This is a genomic window from Streptomyces koelreuteriae (assembly GCF_018604545.1).
In the GTDB taxonomy this organism is placed as follows: Bacteria; Actinomycetota; Actinomycetes; order Streptomycetales; family Streptomycetaceae; genus Streptomyces; species Streptomyces koelreuteriae.
The window spans coordinates 7,387,733-7,405,792 of the sequence record NZ_CP075896.1 but is presented as its reverse complement, the minus strand read 5'-3'; the positions used below and the strand labels follow the sequence as shown (position 1 = coordinate 7,405,792).

At 70.6% G+C, this 18,060-nt stretch carries 19 protein-coding genes and 1 pseudogene; 13 read left to right on the top strand and 7 right to left on the bottom strand.

The features are described from left to right. The first annotated feature begins 4 nt into the window (after positions 1–4). The gene (locus KJK29_RS33445) at positions 5–241 is read left to right on the top strand and encodes a DUF6213 family protein (protein WP_215122895.1); all 237 of its coding nucleotides are present in this window, start codon (positions 5–7) and stop codon (positions 239–241) included. Here KJK29_RS33445 and KJK29_RS33440 read toward each other — a convergent pair. Next, entirely contained in the window at positions 238–906 is a 669-nt protein-coding gene (locus KJK29_RS33440) for a transcriptional regulator (RefSeq protein ID WP_215122894.1), read from the bottom strand. The genes KJK29_RS33445 and KJK29_RS33440 overlap by 4 nt on opposite strands. Before the next feature lie 182 nt (positions 907–1,088). Between KJK29_RS33440 and KJK29_RS33435 the strand changes: the two are divergent. From KJK29_RS33435 to KJK29_RS33425, 3 genes and pseudogenes are all read left to right on the top strand, one after another. Next, positions 1,089–2,156: pseudogene (locus KJK29_RS33435) on the top strand (type III polyketide synthase); the annotation flags it as partial. Position 2,157: 1 nt separating this feature from the next. After that, positions 2,158–3,372, top strand: coding sequence for a cytochrome P450 (locus KJK29_RS33430; RefSeq protein WP_215122892.1), 1,215 nt, complete (start codon positions 2,158–2,160; stop codon positions 3,370–3,372). Positions 3,373–3,379: 7 nt separating this feature from the next. Beyond that, a complete protein-coding gene (locus KJK29_RS33425; RefSeq protein WP_215122891.1) occupies positions 3,380–3,901 on the top strand; it encodes a cupin domain-containing protein in 522 nt (173 codons plus the stop codon). Here the strand turns inward: KJK29_RS33425 and KJK29_RS33420 are convergent. Further along, on the bottom strand, positions 3,898–5,124 hold the full coding sequence (locus KJK29_RS33420) for an acyl-CoA dehydrogenase family protein (protein ID WP_215122890.1): 1,227 nt from the start codon (positions 5,122–5,124) through the stop codon (positions 3,898–3,900). The genes KJK29_RS33425 and KJK29_RS33420 overlap by 4 nt on opposite strands. Before the next feature lie 175 nt (positions 5,125–5,299). On the opposite strand from KJK29_RS33420, the gene KJK29_RS33415 reads away from it, so the two are divergent. Next, positions 5,300–5,944 (top strand): TetR family transcriptional regulator, encoded by a 645-nt coding sequence (locus KJK29_RS33415; RefSeq protein WP_215122889.1) that lies wholly within the window; start codon positions 5,300–5,302, stop codon positions 5,942–5,944. A gap of 60 nt (positions 5,945–6,004) precedes the next feature. Here the strand turns inward: KJK29_RS33415 and def are convergent, their stop codons facing one another. Beyond that, positions 6,005–6,550, bottom strand: a complete 546-nt coding sequence (def, locus tag KJK29_RS33410; protein WP_215122888.1) for a peptide deformylase — start codon at positions 6,548–6,550, stop codon at positions 6,005–6,007. A gap of 159 nt (positions 6,551–6,709) precedes the next feature. On the opposite strand from def, the gene KJK29_RS33405 reads away from it, so the two are divergent. From KJK29_RS33405 to KJK29_RS33385, 5 genes are all read left to right on the top strand, one after another. Beyond that, positions 6,710–7,948: a MurT ligase domain-containing protein gene (locus tag KJK29_RS33405; protein WP_189724382.1), complete on the top strand. Its 1,239-nt coding sequence runs from the start codon at positions 6,710–6,712 to the stop codon at positions 7,946–7,948. Positions 7,949–7,971: 23 nt separating this feature from the next. Beyond that, entirely contained in the window at positions 7,972–8,700 is a 729-nt protein-coding gene (locus KJK29_RS33400) for a type 1 glutamine amidotransferase (RefSeq protein WP_215122887.1), read from the top strand. 203 nt (positions 8,701–8,903) lie between these two features. Next, entirely contained in the window at positions 8,904–9,929 is a 1,026-nt protein-coding gene (locus KJK29_RS33395; protein WP_215122886.1) for a 6-phosphofructokinase, read from the top strand. Between the two features lie 103 nt (positions 9,930–10,032). After that, a complete protein-coding gene (locus tag KJK29_RS33390) occupies positions 10,033–10,983 on the top strand; it encodes a cytochrome c oxidase assembly protein (RefSeq protein WP_215122885.1) in 951 nt (316 codons plus the stop codon). Positions 10,984–11,064: 81 nt separating this feature from the next. Then, a complete protein-coding gene (locus KJK29_RS33385) occupies positions 11,065–11,244 on the top strand; it encodes a hypothetical protein (RefSeq protein WP_215122884.1) in 180 nt (59 codons plus the stop codon). Positions 11,245–11,248: 4 nt separating this feature from the next. On the opposite strand, the gene KJK29_RS33380 is transcribed toward KJK29_RS33385, so the two are convergent. The 4 genes from KJK29_RS33380 to KJK29_RS33365 are packed head-to-tail and all read right to left on the bottom strand — an operon-like array spanning position 11,249 to position 15,299. Beyond that, positions 11,249–12,457, bottom strand: coding sequence for a sensor histidine kinase (locus KJK29_RS33380; RefSeq protein WP_215122883.1), 1,209 nt, complete (start codon positions 12,455–12,457; stop codon positions 11,249–11,251). Continuing rightward, entirely contained in the window at positions 12,454–14,169 is a 1,716-nt protein-coding gene (locus KJK29_RS33375) for a sodium/solute symporter (protein ID WP_215122882.1), read from the bottom strand. The genes KJK29_RS33380 and KJK29_RS33375 overlap by 4 nt, the downstream gene beginning before the upstream one ends. Before the next feature lie 9 nt (positions 14,170–14,178). Further along, positions 14,179–14,547, bottom strand: a complete 369-nt coding sequence (locus KJK29_RS33370) for a hypothetical protein (RefSeq protein ID WP_215124542.1) — start codon at positions 14,545–14,547, stop codon at positions 14,179–14,181. A gap of 2 nt (positions 14,548–14,549) precedes the next feature. Continuing rightward, on the bottom strand, positions 14,550–15,299 hold the full coding sequence (locus KJK29_RS33365) for a LytR/AlgR family response regulator transcription factor (protein ID WP_215122881.1): 750 nt from the start codon (positions 15,297–15,299) through the stop codon (positions 14,550–14,552). A gap of 77 nt (positions 15,300–15,376) precedes the next feature. Here KJK29_RS33365 and KJK29_RS33360 point away from each other — a divergent pair, with 77 nt between their 5' ends. From KJK29_RS33360 to rocD, 3 genes are all read left to right on the top strand, one after another. Beyond that, positions 15,377–15,862, top strand: a complete 486-nt coding sequence (locus KJK29_RS33360; RefSeq protein ID WP_215122880.1) for an Lrp/AsnC family transcriptional regulator — start codon at positions 15,377–15,379, stop codon at positions 15,860–15,862. 157 nt (positions 15,863–16,019) lie between these two features. Next, complete coding sequence (gene ddaH / locus KJK29_RS33355; RefSeq protein ID WP_215122879.1) at positions 16,020–16,841, top strand: dimethylargininase; 822 nt, start codon at positions 16,020–16,022, stop codon at positions 16,839–16,841. Continuing rightward, on the top strand, positions 16,838–18,055 hold the full coding sequence (rocD, locus tag KJK29_RS33350) for an ornithine--oxo-acid transaminase (protein WP_215122878.1): 1,218 nt from the start codon (positions 16,838–16,840) through the stop codon (positions 18,053–18,055). Before ddaH ends, rocD begins: the two co-directional genes overlap by 4 nt. The last annotated feature ends 5 nt before the right edge of the window (positions 18,056–18,060 follow it).

Sequence of the window (18,060 nt, the reverse complement as noted above, 5' to 3'; positions counted from 1 at the left end):
GTCTGTGAACCGCGAAGTGACTCTGCCGTTGATCGTCGACGACCACGGGACCTTGCAGGTGGCTGCGGCGGATGTCAGCAAGCTGTTGCGGACGTTGGGGGGGCGGTGGGTGCGGTTGGTGGAGGCCGGGGAGTCGGGGCTGGATGAGGACACGGTCGCGGCGTTGACGATCGAGCTTGCGAAGCTGGCCGATCGGATTGATGTGGCTTGTATCGCGCACAGCAGTGGGGGCGCGACCTAAGAGGGCAGATGACCCAGCGTGGACCAGAACATCGCCTCGTAAAGCTGGAGCAGGCGGCCGTATCCGTGTGCCAGGGACTCGTTCAGTTGCCCGGTGTCCAGACCCGCCTGTACCGCCGTCACGGCCTTCTCGTCCAGCTCGGGTGACGGGTCCGCGAAGAAGTCGAAGAATGCGCAGGCCTCGTCCGTGAAGCCGTGGTGAGCCCGTAGGGCTTTCGCGATCGTCGCGCAATAGCCGCCCCACGCCGAGAAGTTGGCGGTCAGAGCCAGGACGACGTCCGCCGGTGAGCCGTTGAGGGAGAGCCAGGCGACGTACGCGGGGTAGGCCTGACAGCCGGCGAGGGGTTCGTACGACGCCGCCGCCGTCTCGTCCACACCGCACGCCTGTGCGAGCGAGGGCAGCAGTTCCTCCGCCAGCGCCTCGCCCTCCGCGAGGCTCCGGAAGAAGGCCGCGGCCTCGGGGGCGGTGACGAGGGAACGCTCGGCCAGATGGAGGAACGCGCGGCGGTCCGCGGGGATCACCCAGGACTGTTCCAGGGCGAGGGCGGCGAGGGCGCTGCGGGGTGCCGTGCCCTGGGCGATCCGGGGGACCAAGGGGTTGGACCGCGGGTCTGGGGCGAGTCGGGTGGTGGTCGTCCGCAGCAGGTCCCGGGCCGTGCGCGTCATCGCGTCCTCCGTCGGTGCGTGTCCGTGGACAGGTCTGCCCCGAGCCTGGCACGGGGTCCCCGAAATGGAGCAGTCCGACGCGAAGTCGGCGTCCCACCGGGTGATCGTGGAGGGACCACCCTCTGAGGTGAACCACCTTCTGACCGGGAGGCGAAAGGCCTCCCGGGAGGCGAAAGCAGGCACGGTTCATGGCGACTTTGTGCAGACCCTCGGTGTCCGTTCCAGAGCACGTGATCACGATGGAGGAGACGCTTGAGCTGGCGCGGGAGCGCCACGCCGATCACCCCCAACTGCCGCTGGCCCTCAGGCTGATCGAGAACACCGGCGTACGCACGCGGCACATCGTCCAGCCCATCGAGGAGACCCTGAAACACCCCGGGTTCGAGGACCGCAACAAGCTCTACGAGGCCGAGGCGAAGGCGCGGGTGCCCGCGGTCATCCAGGAGGCGCTCGACCACGCCGAGCTGCTCACCACCGACGTGGACGTGATCATCTACGTGTCGTGCACGGGCTTCATGATGCCCTCGCTCACGGCCTGGCTGATCAACGAGATGGGCTTCGACCCGACCACCAGGCAACTGCCCATAGCCCAGCTGGGCTGCGCGGCCGGCGGTGCGGCGATCAACCGGGCGCACGACTTCTGCACGGCCTACCCCGAGGCCAACGCGCTGATCGTGGCCTGCGAGTTCTGCTCGCTGTGCTACCAGCCCACCGACATCGGTGTCGGCTCGCTGCTGTCCAACGGCCTGTTCGGTGACGGCATCGCCGCCGCCGTGGTCCGCGGCCGGGGCGGCGAGGGCGTCAGCCTGGAACGCAACGGCTCGTACCTGATCCCCAAGACCGAAGAGTGGATCATGTACGACGTACGGGCCACCGGCTTCCACTTCCTGCTGGACAAGCGGGTGCCGGCCACCATGGAGCCGCTCGCGCCCGCGCTGAAGGAGCTGGCGGGAGACCACGGCTGGGACGCCTCCGACCTGGACTTCTACATAGTCCACGCGGGCGGGCCCCGCATTCTCGACGACCTCAGCACCTTCCTGAAGGTCGACCCGCACGCCTTCCGCTTCAGCCGGGCCACGCTCACCGAGTACGGCAACATCGCCAGCGGTGTCGTCCTGGACGCCCTGCGCCGACTGTTCGAGGAGGGCGGCGCCCAGGACCGGGCACGCGGGCTGCTCGCCGGGTTCGGACCCGGCATCACCGCCGAGATGACCGTGGGCCGCTGGCACCGCGCGGACGAGACGATGTGAGATGAGCGAAGAGACGATCACGGAAACGCTGCCCCCGGTCCGGGACTGGCCCGCGCTCGATCTGTCCGGCGCGGACTTCGACCCGGTGCTGCGCCGGCTGATGGACGAGGGCCCGGTCACCCGCATCAAGCTGCCCAACGGCGAGGGCTGGGCCTGGCTGGTCACCCGCTACGACGACACCCGGATGGTGACCAACGACCCGCGCTTCAGCCGCGAGGCCGTCATGGACCGGCAGGTCACCCGGCTCGCACCGCACTTCATCCCGGCCCGTGGCGCGGTCGGCTTCCTGGATCCGCCGGACCACACCCGGCTGCGCCGCAGTGTCGCCGCCGCGTTCACGGCGCGCGGGGTGGAGCGGGTGCGCGAGCGGTCCCGCCGCATGCTGGCGGAACTGGTCGAGGAGATGCTCCAGGACGGCCCGCCCGCCGACCTCACGGAGTCCGTGCTCGGCCCGTTCCCCATCGCGGTCATCTGCGAGCTGATGGGCGTCCCGGCCGCGGACCGGCAGGACATGCACCGCTGGACCCAGTTCATCCTGTCCTCCTCGCACGGCGCCGAGGTCAGCGAGAAGGCCAAGCAGGAGATGAGCTCCTACTTCGCCGATCTGATCGGCGTGCGCGAGGGCAGCACGGGCGAGGACGTCGCGTCCCTGCTCGGCGCCGCCCTGGGCCGTGGCGAGATCACCCTGGAGGAGGGGGTGGGACTCGCGGTGCTCCTCCAGATCGGCGGCGAGGCGGTCACCAACAACAGCGGCCAGATGTTCTACGTGCTGCTGACCCGGCCCGACCTGGCCGACCGGCTGCGCGCCGAGCCGGAGATCCGTCCCCAGGCCATCGACGAACTGCTGCGCTGGATCCCCCACCGCAACGCGGTCGGCCTGTCGCGGATCGCCCTGGAGGACGTGGAGATCAAGGGGGTGCGGATCCGGGCGGGCGACGCGATCTATGTGTCGTACCTGGCCGCGAACCGCGACCCCGACGTCTTCCCGGACCCGGAGACGATCGACTTCCTGCGCAGCCCCAACCCCCATGTGTCCTTCGGGTTCGGCCCGCACTACTGCCCGGGCGGCATGCTGGCCCGGCTGGAGTCACAACTCCTGGTCGACGCGCTCCTCGACGGCGTTCCGGGCCTGCGGCTCGCCGTACCCGCCGAAGAGGTGCCCTTCAGGAAGGGCGCGCTGATCCGCGGTCCCGAGGCCCTGCCCGTGACGTGGTGAACGGGCCATGACGGCGACGGAAGGACTGCTCGTACCACCCGGCCACGGCCGGGTGGTACAGGCCCCTGCCCAGCACGTCACCTTCAAGGTGACCGGCTCGCACTCGCGCATGGCCTCCACCTTCGAGGTGGTCGTGCCGCCGGGATTCGACGTCGGCGCCCATGTGCACACCCGCAGCGAGGAGTTGTTCTATGTACTCGAAGGCGAGCTGGATGTCCTCGCCTTCGAACCGCGGATCCGCACCCCCGACAACTGGCAGAAGTGGGAGTCCACTTCGGGCAACCGGGTGGTGCGCGCGACACCGGGCACGGTGATCGTCGTGCCCCCGGGCTGCCCGCACGCGTTCGCCAACCCGACGGACGGACCCGCGAAGATGTTCTTCCAGGCGAGCCCGCCGCCGGATCACGAGCGGTACTTCGAGGAACTGCTGGAGATCCTCGGCAGTGGGGGCCCGCCCGATCACGCGGCGATCCAGGAGCTGCGGGCGCGGTACGACATCGAGCAGCTCACGCCGCTCAGGCACCGTTAGCGGATGGGCGTGCCGGCCAGGGTCCGGGCGATGACCAGTCGCTGGATCTCGCTGGTGCCCTCGAAGATCGTGTAGATCGCGGCGTCGCGGTGCATCCGCTCCACCGGGTACTCCCTGGTGTAGCCGTTGCCGCCGAGGATCTGGATCGCCTGGCCGGTGACCTTCTTGGCCGTCTCGCTCGCGAACAGCTTGGACATCGAGCCCTCGGCGGCGGTGAACGGCCTGCCGTTGACCGCCATCCAGGAGGCACGCCAGACGAGGAGCCGGGCCGCGTCGATGGACGTGCGCATGTCGGCGAGCTGGAAGGCGACGCCCTGGTTGTCGATGATCGGGCGGCCGAACTGCTCACGGGTCTTCGCGTAGTCGAGGGCGACCTCGTAGGCGGCGCGAGCCGTGCCGACGGCCATCGCGCCCACGGCGGGGCGGGACGCCTCGAACGTGGCCATCGCCGCGTTCTTCACGCGCTCCCCGCCCTGCTTGGCCTTCTCCCGGGCACGGGCGAGCCGCTCGTCCAGCTTCTCCTTGCCGCCGAGCAGGCAGGAGCCGGGAACGCGCACGTTGTCCAGGACGACCTCGGCGGTGTGCGAGGCGCGGATGCCGTGCTTCTTGAACTTCTGCCCCTGGGCCAGACCCGGTGTGCCCGCCGGGACGATGAAGGACGCGTGCCCCTTGGAGCCGAGCTCGGGGTCGACCACCGCGACCACGACATGGACGTTGGCGATACCGCCGTTGGTCGCCCAGGTCTTGGTGCCGTTGATCACCCACTCGTCCTTGGCCTCGTCGTACTCGGCCCGCGTCCGCATGGAGGCGACGTCGGAGCCGGCGTCGGGCTCGGAGGAGCAGAAGGCGGCCACCTTGACATCGCCCGCGTCGCCGTACATCTGGGGAATCCAGGTGCCGATCTGCTCCTCGGTGCCGTTGGCGAGGACGCCGACGGCGGCGAGGCCGGTGCCGACGATGGACAGGGCGATGCCCGCGTCGCCCCAGAAGAGCTCCTCCATCGCCATCGGTATGCCGAGGCCGGTGGGGTCGAAGTACTGCTGGGCGTAGAAGTCCAGGGAGTAGATGCCGACCTTGGCGGCCTCCTGGATGACCGGCCAGGGAGTCTCCTCACGCTCGTCCCATTCGGACGCCGCGGGGCGGATCACATCGGCGGCGAAGCCGTGCAGCCAGTCCCGGACCTCCTTCTGTTCGTCGTTGAGCTCCATGGTGAACTCGGCCATGTCGTCCCCTCCAGCGGCGGCACACGTGCATGTTACTTGCGGTAACACCATCCTGTTACCGGTCGGTAGTCGAAGTCAACTCCTACCGACCGGTCGGCACCCGTTCGGTGTGCGGTGCATGCTTGGGTGTTAGTTTGCGCTGGCGTCATCGAATCAGCACGGGTGGGGAGAGCACATGGACACCACGCAGCGGACCGATCAGCAACGGTCCGCCGACCGCCGGCGGCGCGAGTTGCTGGAGGCCGCCGACCGGGTGGTGCTGCGCGACGGCCCGCAGGCCTCGATGAACGCGATCGCCGCGGAGGCGGGCATCACCAAGCCGATTCTGTACCGGCACTTCGGCGACAAGGGCGGACTTTACGCGGCCCTTGCCAAGCGGCACACGGACGCGTTGCTGGACTCACTGCGGGCGGCGCTCGACGCGCCGGCGGACCGGCGGGAGCGGGTCGAGGCGACGCTGGACACGTACCTCACGGCGATCGAGCTGCGGCCCCAGGTGTACCGGTTTCTGATGCATCCGGCGGAGGGGAGCCAGCCGGGGGATCAGGGGTTCGATGTCGGCAAGCACAGTGCGCCGTTGTTGCGGCGGATGGGTGAGGAACTCGCGCAGGTCATCGAGGACCGGCTGGATCTCGGGCCGGGCGGGCAGCAGCTGGCGCGGGTGTGGGGGCATGGGATTGTCGGCATGATGCATGCGGCCGGGGACTGGTGGCTGGGGGAACGACCCTGTTCTCGTGCCGAGTTGGTGCGGAGTCTGGCTGATCTGTTGTGGGGGCGTCTTGCTGCTGCGGGAGACAAGGTCGGCAGTCCGGGGTTCTGACCGTCGTGTCTCGACTGACGGCCGGTGGGGGTTGTTCGCGCAGTTCCCCGCGCCCCTGAATTACATATCCCGGCGCCAAGAAGACCTGGCCACCTGGCGCATCAGTTTGCGGTGGCGGCGGCCTGTCAGGTGGTCTGGGTAGATACGGCCTTCCAGGTGGTCGCACTCGTGTTGCAGGCAGCGGGCGAAGAAGCCCGTGCCGTGGACGGTGACCGGGTCTCCGGTCATCGTGAAGCCCTCGACCACCGCGTGGTCGTGGCGTTCCGTGCCCGCTTCCAGGCCCGGCAGGGAGAGGCAGCCCTCCGGGCCCCGGATGACCACTCCGTCGGCCTCGACCAGGCGCGGGTTGACCACGTGGCCCAGGTGGCGGACGTCCTCGTCGTCCGGGCAGTCGTAGACGAAGACCCGCAGCGACTCGCCGATCTGGTTGGCGGCGAGGCCGACGCCCTGGGCGGCGTACATCGTCGCGAACAAATCCTCCACGAGCCGAGCCAGTTCGGGGCCGAAGTCGGTGACCTCGGCGCAGGGGGTGTGCAGGAGCGGGTCGCCGTGCAGCGTGAGGGGTCTCACGCTGCCGTGGGCGCCGGGGATGGGGCTGTGTCGCATGGCGGCAAGAGTAAGGTCCTTGTCGGTCCGCGCCTCCCACACGAGTTCGCCACAGTGCCGCGGTTCGGGAGTGCTAATGGATCTCGATAGGCTGAGGTCCACACCACGTGGCCGTCAGGCTTCAAGGCGCGGCGCGTACGCAAGGAGGATCGAGAACTGATGGCAGGCAACTCGGACCCGCTCTCGCCGCGGGCCAAGCTGGCCGTGACCGCGGGCAAGGCGGTCGCAGCGGCATCCCGCGCCGCAGGGCGCGGCAGCGGTTCGGTGATCGGCGGCCGGGTGGCGCTGAAACTCGACCCCGACCTCCTCGCCCGGCTCGCGCAGAACCTGGACGTGATCCTGGTCTCGGCGACGAACGGCAAGACCACCACCACCCGGCTCATCGCCGAGGCACTGCGAGCGGCCGGACCGGTCGTCTCCAACGCCCTCGGCGCCAACATGCCGGCCGGCATCACCTCGGCGCTCGCGGGCAGCTCGGAGGCGCGCTACGGCGTGATCGAGGTCGACGAGAAGTACCTCGCCGGCGTCGCCCGGGACACCGCCCCGAAGTGCATCGCCCTGCTGAACCTCTCCCGCGACCAGCTCGACCGGGCCGCCGAGACGCGGATGCTCGCCGAGAACTGGCGGGAGGGGCTCGCGGGTTCCAAGGCCGTGGTCGTGGCCAACTGCGACGACCCGCTGGTCGTGTGGGCGGCGTCGTCCTCCCCCAATGTGATCTGGGTCGCGGCCGGGCAGATGTGGAAGGACGACGCCTGGTCCTGCCCGTCCTGCGGTGGCGTGATGCAGCGCCCGGGCGACGACTGGTTCTGCGGTGAGTGCGGCTTCCGCCGTCCGACGCCGAGCTGGGCGCTCTCCGGCGACCACGTCCTCGACCCGCACGGCTCGGCCTGGCCGATCCACCTCCAGCTCCCCGGCCGCGCCAACAAGGCCAACGCCGCCTCCTCGGCCGCCGTCGCCGCCGTGTTCGGGGTGCCGCCGCAGGTCGCGCTGGAGCGCATGTACCAGGTGCAGGCGGTGGCCGGGCGGTACGACATCGTCCAGTTCCAGGGCCGTGACCTGCGGCTGCTGCTCGCGAAGAACCCGGCCGGCTGGCTGGAGACGTTCTCGCTGATCGACCCGCCGCCGACCCCGGTGATCCTCTCCGTGAACGCGCGCGGCGCCGACGGCACCGACACCTCCTGGCTGTGGGACGTCGACTACACGCGTCTGACCGGTCACCCGATCTGCGTCGTCGGCGACCGCAGGCTCGACCTCGCGGTCCGGCTGGAGGTCGCCGACCAGCACTTCCAGGTCTACGAGAACCTCGACCAGGCCGTGGCGGCGTGCCCGCCGGGCCGGATCGAGGTCATCGCCAACTACACGGCGTTCCAGGATCTGCGCCGCCGCGTCGGCAACTGAGCACGAGACGTCAGGGGACTTTTGTGAGCGACAACCAACTGCGGGTCGTCTGGATCTATCCCGACCTGCTCAGCACCTACGGCGACCAGGGCAACGTCCTCGTCGTGGAGCGCCGTGCCCACCAGCGCGGCCTGGACGTGGCCCGGCTGGACGTGCGCAGCGACCAGCCGATCCCGACGTCCGGCGACATCTATCTGATCGGCGGCGGCGAGGACCGTCCGCAGCGGCTCGCGGCCGAGCGGTTGCGCCGGGACGGCGGTCTGCAGCGGGCCGTGGAGAACGGCGCCATCGTGTTCTCCGTGTGCGCCGGCTACCAGATCCTCGGCCACGAGTTCATCAACGACCTCGGCCAGCGCGAGCCCGGCCTCGGGCTGCTGGACGTGGTGTCGGTGCGCGGCGAGGGCGAGCGGTGCGTCGGTGACGTGCTGGGCGACGTCGACCCGCGCCTCGGCCTGCCCCCGCTGACCGGCTTCGAGAACCACCAGGGCGTGACCCACCTGGGCCCCACCGCCCGCCCGCTCGCCCAGGTCCGCTTCGGCAACGGCAACGGCACGGGCGACGGCACGGAGGGCGCGTACAACGACACCGTCTTCGGCACGTACATGCACGGCCCCGTGCTCGCGCGCAACCCGCTGATCGCGGACCTGCTGCTGAAGCTGGCGCTCGACGTCAACGCGCTGCCGCCGACCGACGACCGCTGGTACGAGGCACTGCGCGACGAGCGCATCGCGGCTGCTCAGGCGCCCGCGTAGGCACGGCGTCGCAGCCTGCCCGAGGTACGCGTCAACCTGCTGGTCAACAGCCCGTCTGACGGCACATCCGCACAGGTGAGCGGGGTAGTCCAGCAGGCGGACGCGCGGTTCGGTCCCGCCCCTTCGTGACGCTAGGGTGGCGGGAATTCGAGCCGGACAACGTGGTCCGGTCCCCGGCCCACGTTGAGAAGGTATTTCGGGCTATGCGTATTGGTGTCCTCACGTCCGGCGGCGACTGCCCCGGCCTGAACGCCGTCATCCGGTCCGTCGTACACCGCGCCGTCGTGGACCACGGCGACGAGGTCATCGGCTTCCGGGACGGCTGGAAGGGCCTCCTGGAGTGCGACTACCTCAAGCTCGACCTCGACGCGGTGGGTGGCATCCTCGCCCGCGGCGGCACGATTCTCGGGTCCTCCCGGGTCCAGCCCTCCCATCTGCGGGACGGTGTGGAGCGGGCCAAGGGCCATGTCGAGGAACTCGGCCTCGACGCGATCATCCCCATCGGCGGTGAGGGCACCCTCAAGGCCGCCCGGCTGATGTCGGACAGCGGTCTGCCCGTCGTCGGTGTGCCGAAGACCATCGACAACGACATCGCGGTCACGGACGTCACCTTCGGCTTCGACACGGCCGTGGGGGTGGCGACCGAGGCGCTGGACCGGCTGAAGACCACCGCCGAGTCCCACCAGCGGGTCCTGGTGGTCGAGGTCATGGGGCGGCACACCGGCTGGATCGCGCTGCACTCCGGCATGGCGGCCGGCGCGCACGCCATCGTCGTCCCCGAACGGCCCTTCGACATAGAGGAACTGACCAAGCGGGTCGGCGAGCGGTTCGAGGCGGGCAAGCGCTTCGCGATCGTCGTGGCGGCGGAGGGGGCGAAGCCCCGGGCCGGGTCCATGGAGTTCGACGAGGGCGGCAAGGACATCTACGGGCACGAGCGGTTCGCGGGTATCGCGCGGCAGCTGTCCGTGGAGCTGGAAGGGCGGCTGGGGAAGGAAGCCCGGCCGGTCATTCTCGGGCATGTGCAGCGGGGTGGTACGCCGACGGCCTATGACCGGGTGCTCGCGACGCGGTTCGGGTGGCACGCGGTGGAGGCCGTGCATCGCGGGGAGTTCGGGCAGATGACCGCGCTGCGCGGGACCGACATAGTGATGGTGTCGCTGGCCGAGGCCGTGAAGACGCTGAAGACCGTGCCGGACGATCGGTACGCCGAGGCGGAGACCGTTCTCTGAGGTTGCTGTAACTTCGCCCCCGGTCACTTGTGTGGCCGGGGGCGGTTCTACTCTTGTGGGCGGACAGATTGCTGCACACCCCCACGAAACAGGAGCCGGCGGAATGGATCACAGCGGGCACGGCATGACCATGGATCTGCCGCCGTTCACGCTGGGACGAGGGCTGGAGTGGTCGGCCGACCCGTTCTTTCTCGTCGCCTGCCTGGTCGGGCTCGGGCTGTACGGGTGGGGTGTCGTGCGGCTGGTGCGGCGCGGGGACAAGTGGCCCGTGGGGCGGACGGCCGCCTTCGTCATCGGTGTGCTGACCGTCGCGCTCATGATGTGCACCCGGCTGAACGACTACGGCATGGTCATGTTCAGCGTGCACATGGTGCAGCACATGGTGATCAGCATGGTGTCGCCGATCCTCGTCCTGCTCGGCGCCCCGATCACGCTGGCGCTGCGCGCCCTGCCCACGGCGGGGCGGGGTCGTAAGGGCCCCCGTGAGCTGCTGCTGATGTTCCTGCACAGCCGGTACATGCGGATCATCACGCACCCGGCGTTCACGATCCCGCTGTTCATCGCGAGCCTGTACGGGTTGTACTTCACGCCGCTCTTCGACACCCTGATGGGCTCCAAGCCGGGGCACATCGGGATGATGGTGCACTTCTTCGCCGTCGGGCTGGTGTTCTTCTGGCCGATCATGGGCGTGGACCCGGGGCCGCACCGCCCCGGCTACCTGATGCGGATGCTGGAGCTGTTCGCGGGCATGCCGTTCCACGCGTTCTTCGGGATCGCACTGATGATGGCGTCCGAGCCGATGGTCGGGACGTTCATGAACCCGCCCGCCTCGCTCGGCATCGAGGCGCTCTCCGACCAGAACGCCGCGGGCGGCATCGCCTGGGCGTTCAGCGAGATCCCGTCCGTGCTGGTGCTGATCGCCCTGCTGTTCCAGTGGTACGCCTCCGACCAGCGCCAGGCCAGGCGCAAGGACCGGGCCGCCGACCGCGACGGGGACAAGGAGCTGGAGGCGTACAACGCCTACCTGGCCTCGCTGAACGCGCAGGGGCGCTGAAAGCCCGCTCGCGCAAGGACCGTGCGCACCGGGCGTCCGCCAGGCACCATGGAGGCATCGGACCACGAGGAGGGTGTTGCGATGCCCGGTTCCACGAACGGTTCAAACTCGACCAAGACCATGGGAGTGCTCACCCTCGGCGGCCTCGTCGCGGTGACGGCCTACACGGTGGCGCTGGGGAGCAACGGCTGGCTGTGGTTCGGCTGGGTCGTCCTGGGACTGATCACCCTCGGACTGGTGGTGACCACACGCAGCACCTGACGGCTCACTCCCCGGTCAGCCGGCCCGCCGAGTGCACGCCCGGCTGGTACTTCGGGATCCGAACGGTGATCTTCATGCCCGCGCCCGGGGCGGTCTCGATGACGAGGCCGTAGTCGTCGCCGTAGACCTGGCGGAGCCGGTCGTCGACGTTGGAGAGCCCTATGCCGCCCGAGGGGCTGACCTCACGGGCGAGGATGCGGCGCAGCAGGTCGGGGTCCATGCCGGCGCCGTCGTCCTCGATGACGACGAGCGCCTCTGCGCCCGCGTCCTGGGCGGTGATCTGGATGCTGCATTTATCGGCTTTGCCCTCAAGGCCGTGTTTGACGGCGTTCTCGACGAGCGGCTGGAGGCAGAGGAAGGGCAGGGCGACGGGCAGCACCTCCGGGGCGATCTGGAGGGTGACGGAGAGGCGGTCGCCGAAGCGTGCCCTGACGAGCGCCAGATAGTGGTCGATGGCGTGGAGTTCGTCGGCGAGGGCGGTGAAGTCACCGTGCCTGCGGAACGAGTAGCGGGTGAAGTCGGCGAATTCCAGGAGCAGTTCGCGGGCGCGCTCGGGGTCGGTGCGGACGAACGAGGCGATCACCGCGAGCGAGTTGAAGATGAAGTGCGGGGAGATCTGAGCCCGCAGCGCCTTGATCTCGGCCTCGATGAGGCGGGTGCGCGACTGGTCGAGGTCGGCCAGCTCCAGTTGGACGGAGACCCAGCGGGCCACCTCGCCGGCCGCCCGGACCAGGACCGCCGACTCACGGGGCGCGCAGGCGACGAGGGCGCCGTGCACCCGGTCGTCGACGGTGAGCGGGGCGACGACCGCCCAGCGCACCGAGCAGTCGAGGGTGTCGCAGGTGAGCCGGAAGGCCTCGCCCCGGCCGGTGTCCAGGGCTGCCCCGAGGCGTTCCATGATCTGGTCGCGGTGGTGGGCGCCGTCGCCGTCCCAGACCAGGACCTGTTCGCGGTCCGTGAGGCAGAGGGCGTCCGTGCCGAGCAGGGAGCGCAGTTTGCGGGCGGACTTGCGGGCGGTCTCCTCGGTGAGGCCGGCCCGGAGCGGGGGCGCGGCGAGGGAGGCGGTGTGCAGGGTCTCGAAGGTGGCGTGCTCGACGGGGGTGCCGAGGCCGCCGAGGCTCTTGGCCCCCCGTGCGCCGCGCCGGCCCAGCCAGACCCCGGCGGCCAGCACGGGGAGCACGGCGACGCACAGGCCCGCCAGGAATCCGCTCATGGCGTCTTCACCTCCGTGCGCAGCTCCTCGGGCAGATGGAAGCGGGCCAGGACGGCCGCCGTGCCCGGGGGCACCCGGCCGGGGGTCGCCAGGGAGACCAGGATCATGGTGAGGAAGCTCAGCGGCACCGACCACAGAGCGGGCCAGGCGAGCAGGGCGTGCAGCGCGCCCTTGCCCGGGTAGCCCGCCATGGTCGCGGCGACGGCGAGCAGGGCGGAGCCGCCGCCGACCAGCATCCCGGCTGCCGCGCCGGGCGGGGTGAGCCGCCGCCACCAGATGCCGAGGACGAGCAGCGGGCAGAACGAGGAGGCGGACACGGCGAAGGCGAGCCCGACGGCGTCGGCGACCGGGAGCCCGCCGACGAGAACGCTCGCCGCGAGGGGCACGGCCATGGCGAGAACCGTCCCGAGCCGGAAGTACCGCACGCCCCGGGAGGGCAGCACGTCCTGGGTGAGGACGCCCGCGACCGCCATCGTCAGCCCCGAGGCCGTGGACAGGAAGGCGGCGAAGGCACCGCCCGCCACCAGCGCGCCCAGCAGGTCCCCGCCCACTCCCCCGATCATGCGGTCGGGCAGCAGCAGGACGGCGGCGTCCGGGTCTCCGGTGAGGGTGAGTTCGGGGGCGTAGAGGCGGCCGAGTGCGCCGTAGACGGGCGGCAGGAGGTAGAAGGCGCCGATGAGGCCGAGGACCACGACGGTGGTGCGGCGGGCGGCGACGCCGTGCGGGCTGGTGTAGAAGCGGACCACGACGTGCGGCAGGCCCATGGTGCCGAGGAACGTGGCGAGGATCAGCCCGTACGTGGCGTACAGCGGGCGTTCCCCGCGGCCCTCGTCCTGCGAGGGCGACAGGTCGCCGCCGGCGCTGCGCTCGGCCGCCGGGACGGTCGCGCCCGCGGCGAAGGTGAGCCGGGTGCCGCGTTCGATGTGGTGGGCGCCGGCGGGGAGTTCCAGGCGGGTGTCCGTGTGGGTACGGCCGTCCACGGTGCCGGTCACCGTGACCGTCAGGGGTCGGTCGAGGGTGAGGGCGATGCTGTCGTCCACGCGCACGACGCGCTGCTCGCGGAAGGTGGCCGGTTCGTCGAAGGCCCGGCGCGGGGCTCCGTCGTGCTGCCAGACGAGGACCAGGAAGAGGGCGGGGACGAGCAGGGCGGTGAGCTTCAGCCAGTACTGGAAGGCCTGCACGAAGGTGATGCTGCGCATGCCGCCGGCGGCGACGGTGGCCGTGACGACGACGGCGACGATCACTCCGCCCAGCCAGTCCGGCGCCCCGGTCAGCACGGTCAGGGTCAGTCCGGCCCCCTGGAGCTGGGGCAGCAGGTAGAGCCAGCCGACGCCGACGACGAAGGCACCGGCGAGGCGCCGTACCGCCTGGGAGGCGAGGCGGGCCTCGGCGAAGTCGGGGAGGGTGTAGGCGCCGGAGCGGCGCAGCGGGGCGGCGACGAAGAGCAGCAGGACCAGATAGCCGGCGGTGTAGCCGACCGGGTACCAGAGCATCTCGGGGCCCTGGACCAGGACGAGGCCCGCGATGCCGAGGAAGGAGGCGGCGGAGAGGTACTCGCCGCTGATGGCGGCGGCGTTGAGGCGGGGGCCGACGGTACGGGAAGCGACGTAGAAATCGGAGGTGGTGCGGGAGATGCGCAGGCCGAAGGCGCCGACCAGAACCGTCGCGACGACGACCAGGGCGACGGCGGGTATGGCGTAGCTGGAGTTCATGGGACGGCTTCAGCGGTCTTCGACGAGGCGTACGAAGTCGCGTTCGTTGCGCTCGGCGCGGCGGACGTACCAGCGGGCCAGCAGGACGAGCGGGACGTAGAGGCCGAAGCCGAGGACGGCCCACTCCAGGCGGCCGGTGCCGGGCGTCGCGGCGAACAGCAGCGGCAGCGGGCCGACGAGCAGCCCGAGGATCGCGAACACGGTGAGGGCGGCGCGCAGTTGGGTGCGCATCAGGGAGCGGACGTAGGTGTGGCCGAGGGTGGTCTGCTCGTCGATCTCGGTGCGCGGGCGGTAGTAGCCGGAGGCCCGGTGGGTGCGGCGGGTGCGGCGGGGCGGGGCGGTGACGACGACGCGGCGTTCGGTGTGGTCCTGGGGCACGGTCACGGCCTCCGCATGAGCAGGTCGCGCAGTTCTCGCGTGTGACGCCGGCTGACCTGGAGTTCCTCGGAGCCGACGAGGACGCTGACGGTCCCCGCGTCCAGGCGGAGTTCGCCGATGTGGCGCAGGGCGACGAGGTGGCGGCGGTGAATGCGGACGAAGCCGCGGGAGCGCCAGCGCTCCTCCAGGGTGGACAGCGGTATACGGACCAGATGGCTGCCCTTGCCGGTGTGCAGCCGGGCGTAGTCGCCCTGGGCCTCGACGTGGGTGATGTCGTCGACGGCGACGAAGCGGGTCACGCCGCCGAGCTCGACGGGCAGGTGGTCGGGGTCGGGTTCGTGCACGGGTATCGGCGGGGCGGCGCCGCGCAGCTCGGCGGCGCGGCGGACGGCTTCGGCGAGGCGTTCCTTGCGGACGGGCTTGAGGACGTAGTCGACGGCCTTGAGGTCGAAGGCCTGGACGGCGAAGTCCTCGTGGGCGGTGACGAACACGACGAGCGGCGGCCGGGCGAAGCCGGTGAGCAGCCGGGCCAGGTCGAGGCCGTCGAGGCCGGGCATCTGGATGTCGAGGAAGACGACGTCGATCGCCTCGGGGCCGCCGGGGCCGGACTCCAGGGCGCGGTTGATGCGGCGCAGCGCCTCGGTGGCGTCGCCGGCGCCCTCCGCGCTGCCGACGCGGGGGTCCGCCTGCAGCAGGTAGAGCAGTTCCTCCAGCGAGGGGCGTTCGTCGTCGACAGCCAGGGCGCGCAGCATGAACCCGGAGTGTAGGGGCGATCCGTACGTCTGGACATGTGCCGGGGGTGCGCGTTCCCGCTGGATACAGTGCCCGCATGAACAGCAGGTCCACGCCGTTCGACGAACTCGACCGGAAGATCATCACCACGTTGATGGCGAACGCCAGGACGTCCTTCGCCGAGATCGGCACGGCGATCGGGCTGTCGGCGACGGCGGTCAAGCGCCGGGTCGACCGGCTGCGTGAAACAGGTGTGATCACCGGTTTCACGGCCACGGTGAAGCCGTCGGCGCTGGGCTGGCGCACGGAGGCCTACGTGGAGGTGTACTGCGAGGGCGCGGCCCCGCCGCGGCGGCTCGCGGAGGTCGTGCGCGACTACCCGGAGATCGCGGCGGCGATGACCGTGACCGGCGGCGCGGACGCGCTGCTGCATGTGCGGGCCCGGGACGTGGAGCACTTCGAGGAGGTGCTGGAGCGGATCCGCCAGGAGCCGTTCATCCGGAAGACGATCAGCGTGATGGTGCTGTCGCATCTGCTTCCGGAGAGTCCGGAGGCGGGGGCCAGCCATCCCGCGCCGGAGTAGCCCCGGACGGCGCGCAGCAGACGTGCGCTGAGCCGGCTCAAGACGCAGCGTTCCTGCGTGAAGACGCAACTGATGTTTCTTGTGGACCGCCTCCGTCAGTTTCTACCTTGGTGTCAACCCTCAGTCACACACCGTTAGGAAGCGGAGGTACCCCTCTGTGCCCGACTCCCGTGTGCCGCGCCGGCGGCGCTACCTGGTCTGCGAACCCAGACACTTCGCCGTGCAGTACGCGATCAACCCGTGGATGCATCCCGACGAACCCGTCGATGTCATCCGTGCCCTGGACCAATGGCAGGCGCTGGTGGACGCCTATCGTGTCCACGGCCATACCGTGGACAGTGTGAAACCGGTTCCCGGCCTGCCCGACATGGTCTTCGCCGCGAACGCGGCGGTCGTCGTCGACGGCCGCGTCTTCGGCTCGCTCTTCCACGCGCCCGAGCGCCGTCCCGAGTCCGTGCCGTACGAGGCGTGGTTCAAGTCGGAGGGCTACGAGGTCTACCACCCCGAGTCGGTGTGCGAGGGCGAGGGCGACCTGGTGCCCGCCGGGCGCTGGATCCTGGCCGGGACGGGTTTCCGTACGACCCGGGAGGCCCACAGCGAGGTGCAGGAGTACCTGGGGGTGCCGGTGATCAGCCTGACGCTGGTGGACCCGTACTTCTACCACCTGGACACGGCGCTGTTCGTCCTCGACGAGGAGAACATCGCCTACTACCCCGAGGCGTTCTCCCCGGGCAGCCGCGAGGTGCTGGCCCGGCTGTACCCGGACGCGGTGCTCGCCACCCACGAGGACGCGATGGCGTTCGGGCTCAACTCCGTCTCCGACGGGCGCCACGTGTTCATCTCACCGGGGGCGACGGCCCTGGCCGGGCAGCTCGCCGACCGCGGCTACGTCCCCGTCCCCGTCGACCTGTCCGAGTTCCAGAAGGCCGGTGGCGGCATCAAGTGCTGCACCCAGGAGATCCGGGAGATCCGCTCATGACCGCACCTGTCCGCACCCGTGACTCGCAGGAGCTCATCCGCGCGGAGGAGCCGGTCCTCGCCCACAACTACCATCCGCTGCCCGTGGTCGTCGCCCGCGGCGAGGGCACCTGGGTGGAGGACGTGGAGGGGCGGCGCTACCTCGACCTGCTGGCCGGCTATTCGGCGCTCAACTTCGGCCACCGGCATCCGGCGCTGATCGAGGCGGCCCACCGCCAGCTCGACCGGCTGACGCTCACCTCGCGTGCCTTCCACAACGACCGGCTCGCCGAGTTCGCCGAGCGGCTGGCGGCGTTGACGGGCCTGGACATGGTGCTGCCCATGAACACCGGCGCGGAGGCGGTGGAGAGCGCCGTGAAGGTGGCCCGCAAGTGGGCCTACGACGTCAAGGGCGTGCCGGACGGCCGGGCGACGATCGTGGTCGCCGCGGACAACTTCCACGGCCGCACGACGACGATCGTCAGCTTCTCCACGGACGAGACGGCGCGGCAGGGCTTCGGCCCCTTCACGCCGGGCTTCCGGATCGTGCCGTACAACGACCTGGCCGCGCTGGAGGCGGCGGTCGACGAGACGACGGCGGCCGTGCTGATCGAGCCGATCCAGGGCGAGGCCGGGGTGATCATCCCGGACGACGGCTACCTGGCCGGCGTGCGCGAGCTGACCCGGCGCAAGGGATGCCTGTTCATCGCCGACGAGATCCAGTCCGGGCTCGGCCGCACCGGCGGCACGCTGGCGGTGGAGCACGAGTCGGTCGTGCCGGACATGGTGCTGCTGGGGAAGGCGCTGGGCGGCGGCATCGTGCCGGTGTCGGCGGTGGTGGCGCGCCGGGAGGTCCTCGGGGTGCTGCGGCCGGGCGAGCACGGCTCGACCTTCGGCGGCAACCCGCTGGCGGCCGCGGTCGGCACGGCGGTGGTCGAACTGCTGGAGACGGGCGAGTTCCAGCGGCGCGCGGCCGAGCTGGGCACCACCCTGCGGGACGGCCTGACCGAACTGGTCGGCAAGGGCGTCGTCGGCTTCCGCTCGCGCGGCCTGTGGGCGGGCGTCGACATCGACCCGGCCCTCGGCACCGGGCGCGAGGTCAGCGAACGCCTCATGCGGGAGGGAGTCCTGGTCAAGGACACCCACGGCTCCACGATCCGCCTGGCACCGCCGCTCACGATCACGGGCGAGGAGCTCGCGGGGGCGCTCGCGGCCCTGGAGAAGGTGCTGGGGTAGGGCAG

Bases quoted from the DNA above. Each gene is read 5' to 3' on its own strand.
- KJK29_RS33440 (WP_215122894.1), bottom strand. From the start codon at position 906: ATGACGCGCACGGCCCGGGACCTGCTGCGGACGACCACCACCCGACTC.
- KJK29_RS33430 (WP_215122892.1), top strand. From the start codon at position 2,158: ATGAGCGAAGAGACGATCACGGAAACGCTGCCCCCGGTCCGGGACTGG.
- KJK29_RS33425 (WP_215122891.1), top strand. From the start codon at position 3,380: ATGACGGCGACGGAAGGACTGCTCGTACCACCCGGCCACGGCCGGGTG.
- KJK29_RS33420 (WP_215122890.1), bottom strand. From the start codon at position 5,124: ATGGCCGAGTTCACCATGGAGCTCAACGACGAACAGAAGGAGGTCCGG.
- KJK29_RS33415 (WP_215122889.1), top strand. From the start codon at position 5,300: ATGGACACCACGCAGCGGACCGATCAGCAACGGTCCGCCGACCGCCGG.
- def (WP_215122888.1), bottom strand. From the start codon at position 6,550: ATGCGACACAGCCCCATCCCCGGCGCCCACGGCAGCGTGAGACCCCTC.
- KJK29_RS33405 (WP_189724382.1), top strand. From the start codon at position 6,710: ATGGCAGGCAACTCGGACCCGCTCTCGCCGCGGGCCAAGCTGGCCGTG.
- KJK29_RS33395 (WP_215122886.1), top strand. From the start codon at position 8,904: ATGCGTATTGGTGTCCTCACGTCCGGCGGCGACTGCCCCGGCCTGAAC.
- KJK29_RS33390 (WP_215122885.1), top strand. From the start codon at position 10,033: ATGGATCACAGCGGGCACGGCATGACCATGGATCTGCCGCCGTTCACG.
- KJK29_RS33385 (WP_215122884.1), top strand. From the start codon at position 11,065: ATGCCCGGTTCCACGAACGGTTCAAACTCGACCAAGACCATGGGAGTG.
- KJK29_RS33380 (WP_215122883.1), bottom strand. From the start codon at position 12,457: ATGAGCGGATTCCTGGCGGGCCTGTGCGTCGCCGTGCTCCCCGTGCTG.
- KJK29_RS33375 (WP_215122882.1), bottom strand. From the start codon at position 14,169: ATGAACTCCAGCTACGCCATACCCGCCGTCGCCCTGGTCGTCGTCGCG.
- KJK29_RS33365 (WP_215122881.1), bottom strand. From the start codon at position 15,299: ATGCTGCGCGCCCTGGCTGTCGACGACGAACGCCCCTCGCTGGAGGAA.
- KJK29_RS33360 (WP_215122880.1), top strand. From the start codon at position 15,377: ATGAACAGCAGGTCCACGCCGTTCGACGAACTCGACCGGAAGATCATC.
- rocD (WP_215122878.1), top strand. From the start codon at position 16,838: ATGACCGCACCTGTCCGCACCCGTGACTCGCAGGAGCTCATCCGCGCG.